The following is a 5,446-nucleotide window of genomic DNA, read 5'->3' on the forward strand; positions in this document are numbered from 1 at the left end:
AGCCAGACCGCCGAGTTGATCGGTTTTTTCGTCAATACCTTGGTGTTACGTTGCCGCATCGATGGCGAAATGACCTTCTCCGACTGGTTGGCGCAAATCCGCGAGCAGGCGTTACAAGACCAAAACCATCAAGAACTGAGTTTCGGCCGGCTGCTGGAGGTATTGAATCCGCCACGCAATCCCAACCACGCACCGGTATTTCAGGTGATGCTGGCGGTGCAGAACGTGCCGACGGCGGAGTTTCGGATGGCGGATATGCAGGTTTCGCCTTTGACGGTGAACAACGGTGCCGCCCAGTTCGATTTGACCTTATTCGTCGATGAACGGGAGGGGCGTTTAGCCTGCGGTTTCGAGTACGCCAAAGACTTATTCGCCGCCGAAACGATAGAACGGATGGCTGAGCATTTACGGACTTTGCTGGAACGAGCGGCGGCCGAGCCTAAGCAATCCTTGCGGCAATTGACGGCTTTACCGGCCGATCAATACCGGCGGATCGTCGTGGGATTTAACACCACGGAGTGCGATTATCGCCGTCGGCCGCGTTTGGTTCATGCCTTGATCGAGGCTCAAGCGGCTAAGACCCCTAACGCTGCCGCCTTACGTTTCGAGGCCGATTGCCTGAGTTATGCCGAGTTGAACGCCAAAGCCAATCGCTTGGCTCACGAGCTGATCGGGCGCGGCGCGGGGCCGGAAGTTCTGATCGGCGTTTGTCTGGAGCGTTCGTTGGACATGGTGGTTGCGTTGTTGGCTATCTTGAAAGCCGGCGCTGCTTACGTACCGCTTGATCCCGAGTATCCGGCCGAACGGCTTAGGTTTATGCTGGCCGACTGCGAGCCAAGATTGTTGATTAGCCGACAAAGCGTATGCGGGCATTGGTCGGAACAGGCGCTTGCCGGCGTTCGGACACTATTGCTCGACGATGGCGATACCGAGGCAGCGATCGCCTTGCGCTCCGATGCCAATCCCGACGCGGCGGCCATGGGTTTGGCACCGGCCAATCTCGCTTACGTCATTTATACCTCCGGCTCTACCGGCCAGCCCAAAGGAGCGATGAACCAGCACGATGCGGTGGTTAACCGCCTGTTGTGGGCGCAAGACCAATATCGGCTGACGGCTGGCGATAAGGTGATGCAGAAAACGCCCTTCAGCTTCGACGTGTCGGTTTGGGAGTTTTTTTTGCCGTTATTGGCGGGTGCCGAGTTGGTACTGGCCCGCCCTAAAGGCCATCAAGAACCCGACTATTTACAGGACTTGATCGAAGCGGCACGCGTGACGACTTTGCACTTCGTGCCATCGATGTTGCAGGCTTTTTTGCCCGGCTTGGATGCGGAAAAATGCCGTTCCTTGCGGCAAGTGCTATGCAGCGGCGAAGCCTTACCGGCGGCTTTGGTTACAAGGTTTCAAGAGGTCTTGCCGAACGTGGCCTTACATAATCTATACGGGCCGACCGAGGCGGCGGTTGACGTGGCGGCCTGGCCGTGCCAACCGGACGATAGCGGTTCGCCGCCACCTATCGGCCGGCCGATTGCCAATACTCGGCTTTATATCCTCGATGCCGCTTTGCAGCCGGTTCCGTTGGGGGTTATAAGCGAAATTTATATCGGCGGCGTTGCGGTCGGTCGCGGTTATTGCCGCAAGCCGGCCTTGAGCGCCGAGCGTTTTCTACCCGATCCTTTTGCGGTGGGGGCGCGGCTTTATAAAACTGGCGACTTGGGGCGTTGGCGCGCCGACGGTGGCATCGATTATCTAGGCCGCAACGATTTTCAAGTCAAGTTGCGCGGATTTCGCATCGAATTAGGCGAGATCGAAAGCCGTTTGGCCGCCTGCGACGGCGTCGGCGAGGCGGTCGTGGTTACTCGCAGCGATCATTTAGGCGACAAGCGCTTGGTGGCTTATTTGACCAGCCGTTCCGGCGGCGAATTATCGCTTAGCGAATTGCGTAAGCAGTTGGCAGCCGATTTGCCCGATTACATGTTGCCGGCGGCTTTCGTGGTGCTGCCGTCCTTACCGTTGAATGCCAACGGCAAGCTCGATAGAAGCAGTTTGCCGGTGTCGGACTCAGAGACTTTATTAGGCCGGGAATACCAAGCGCCGCAAGGCGAAGTGGAAACGGCGTTGGCCGAAATTTGGCAAGATTTATTGGAGCTCGAGCGCGTCGGCCGTAACGATCATTTCTTCGAATTGGGCGGCCATTCCTTGTTGGCCTTAACGCTGGCCGAGCGCCTGCGGCAAAGGGGGTGGTGCTTGCCGGCCCGCGAGGTATTCGCCCGGCCGCTGCTGGCGGATCTGGCGACAGCGATCGCCGACGACGAGGCTGCCGACTGGATACCGCCGAATCTTATTTCCGATGCTTTTTCATTGTCCGCGAATACGTCGATGGAGGAATTCCGGCTATGAGTTTGAATGCTGTTTTTTCACTGCTGAAATCCCGGAATATCGCCTTATCGGAAGACGAGGGCGAGTTGGTGATACGTGCGCCGCACGGGGCGATGGACGAAGACTTGTTGGCTCGGCTAAAGCTTCATAAGCAAGGCTTGCTGACTGCTTTGCGCAACGGCCATGATGTCTCGATTACGCCGCAAATGTTGACCTTGGTCGAATTGAGCCAGGAAGAAATCGATGCCATCGTCGCCAACGTCGATGGCGGCGGCGCCAATATTCAAGATATTTATCCGTTGGCGCCTTTGCAGGAAGGCATCTTGTTTCATCATTTGCTGGAAAGCCAGGGCGATCCTTACGTGACGCGCACTCAAATCGTCTTCGAAAATCGGCGTTATTTGGACCATTTTCTCGCGGCGTTGCAAACCGTGATCGAGCGGCACGATATTTTGCGTAGCGGCATGTATTGGCAAGGCTTGCGGCGGCCGGTGCAGGTCGTGCAGCGCCGGGCGAAATTGCCGGTACATGACTTATCCGGCGGCGACGCCGAAGCCCGTTTGTTGGCGGCAACGGACCCCAGGCAGTGGCGGATGAATCTGCAACAGGCGCCTTTATTGCAGGCTTTCATTGCAGCTGAGCAAGACAGCTTGGGTTGGCGCTTAGTGTTACTGAATCATCATTTGATCGACGACAACTATACCTTGCAGCTGGTGTTGTCGGAAATCCGCCTGTTACTGGCCGGCCTCGGCGGCGAATTGCCGACGCCTTTGCCATACCGAAATTTCATCGCCAGGATGCACCGCACGGCGCAGACCGAGCACGAGGCTTATTTTCAAGAGCAACTGGGCGACGTCGACGAGGCCACAGCGCCGTTCGGTATATTGAACGTGCAAGGTGACGGCGGTAAAGTCGAAGAGGCGGGCTTGCGCTTGGAAAAAGAGGTATCGAGGCGGATACGCGATACGGCGCGCGGTTGCGGCGTTAGTCCGGCCGGTTTGCTGCACACCGCTTGGGCGGTGGTGATGGGGCGTTGCAGCGGCCGCGACGACGTAGTGTTCGGCACGGTATTGTCCGGGCGTTTGCACGGCGGTGCCGGCGCCGAGCGGGCCGTTGGGATGTTCATCAATACTTTGCCGATCCGCGTGCTGTTAGGGTGGCGCGCTTGCAGCGAGGTGGTTGCGTTAACCCATCGGCGCTTGAATAGCTTACTGGCGCACGAACAAGCTTCGTTGGCGACAGCGCAACGCTGCAGCGCCGTGCCGTCCGGCGTGCCGTTGTTTACGACCATGATCAATTACCGGCATGCGGCCATCGTCGAGGCGGACGATAAGGTCTTGACGGCTTGGGAGGGGGCGCGGGTAGTGTTCTGCGAGGAACGCAGCAATTACCCGTTGACCTTGGCGGTCGATGATTTCGGTGACGATTTCGCCTTGACCGTGCAGGCCGCGCCGGGAATCGATCCATTGCGTATCGCAGGCTATGTGCGAAGCGTTGTTGAGGGCTTGGTCGAGGCCTTGCGCCACGATCCCGATAAAGCCGTTGCCGAAATCGCCATGTTATCCGCGGCCGAGACGCGGCAATTATTATTCGATTGGAATGTGACCGCCCGCGACTACCCGGATGTATCTTGCTTACAGGGCTTGTTCGAGGCTCAAGCCGAAAGAACGCCGACTGCCGTTGCACTGAGCTTCGAAGGCTTAAGTCTGACCTACGCCGAACTGAACGCCAAGGCCAATCAATTGGCGCATTATTTGGTGGCCCACGGCGTCGGTCCCGACGTGTTGGTCGGTATCTGCATCGAGCGCTCGTTGGAGATGGTGATCGGCTTGCTGGGGATTTTGAAGGCCGGTGGGGCTTACGTGCCGCTCGATCCTCACTATCCGCAAGAGCGCTTGCGGTACATGCTGGACGATGCCGGTGTCAGTCTGCTGTTGACCCGTTCCGGTTTGGCCGAGGTAACGGGCTTCGATCGGCGGCGCAGTTTTTATTTGGACGCCGATTGGCTACAGGCGGCGTTTTACCCCGCGCATAATCCCGTGATTCGCAACCGGCCGCAGGACTTGGCCTATATCATTTACACCTCGGGTTCGACCGGCCGTCCCAAGGGCGTGGCGGTGACGCACGGTAATGCCTTGCATTCGACCCAAGCACGGTTTGCGTATTATGCCGATCCGGTCGAGGCCTATTTATTATTGTCATCGTTCGCCTTCGACAGTTCGGTGGCCGGCATCTTCTGGACGCTGGGCCAGGGTGGCTGCCTGTGTTTGCCGAGCGAAGAGACAGGTAAAGATCCGGCGGCCTTGGCCGGCCTGATCGAGCGTCGGCGGGTTTCGCATCTTTTGGCCTTGCCGTCGCTGTACGGATTACTGCTCGAACAAGCGCCCGAACGGCTGAATAGCCTAAAGGCCGCCATCGTTGCCGGCGAAGCCTGCGCGACCGAGGTGGTCAAGCGCCATTTCAGCGCTTTGCCGGCCGCCAAACTCTACAACGAATACGGCCCGACCGAAGGCACGGTGTGGAGCAGCGTTTACCAAGCCGGCTTGGACGACCTTGGCCGGACGTTGGCGATCGGCCGGCCGGTCGCCAACGTCCGCCTGTATATTCTGGACAAATATCTCAATCCGCTGCCGGTCGGCGTGGTCGGCGAGCTTTACATCGGCGGCGCCGGTATCGTGCGCGGTTATCTGAACCGCCCCGAGCTGACGGCCGAACGCTTTATTCCCGACCCCTTCCTGGCCGGCGGCGGCCGCTTATACCGAACTGGCGACGTGTGCCGTTACCGGGCCGACGGTGCGATCGAGTTTCTGGGCCGCATCGACCATCAAGTCAAGATCAGAGGCTTCAGGATAGAACTCGGCGAAATCGAAGCCGAGTTGCTGAAACAGCCGGCAGTCAAGGAAGCCGTGGTGGTGGCGAGAGAAGACCAGCCCGGCGACAAGCGGCTGGTGGCCTATCTGGTGGAAGACCAAGCCGGCACGTTGCAAATAGACGAATTGAAAGCCCAACTCAAACACGCCTTACCGGACTACTTGCTACCGAGCGTCTTCGTGGTTCTGGATGCCATGCC

General features: G+C 58.5%; 2 protein-coding genes. Both read left to right on the forward strand.

What is annotated here, in order from left to right:
- A partial coding sequence (locus AC3B8H_RS17980) for a non-ribosomal peptide synthetase (RefSeq protein WP_488442918.1) occupies nt 1-2,397 on the forward strand: 2,397 nt, incomplete at its 5' end.
- A partial coding sequence (locus AC3B8H_RS17985; RefSeq protein ID WP_488442919.1) for a non-ribosomal peptide synthetase occupies nt 2,394-5,446 on the forward strand: 3,053 nt, incomplete at its 3' end. The genes AC3B8H_RS17980 and AC3B8H_RS17985, both read left to right, overlap by 4 nt.

This window comes from Methylomonas sp. BG-2 (assembly GCF_057766305.1).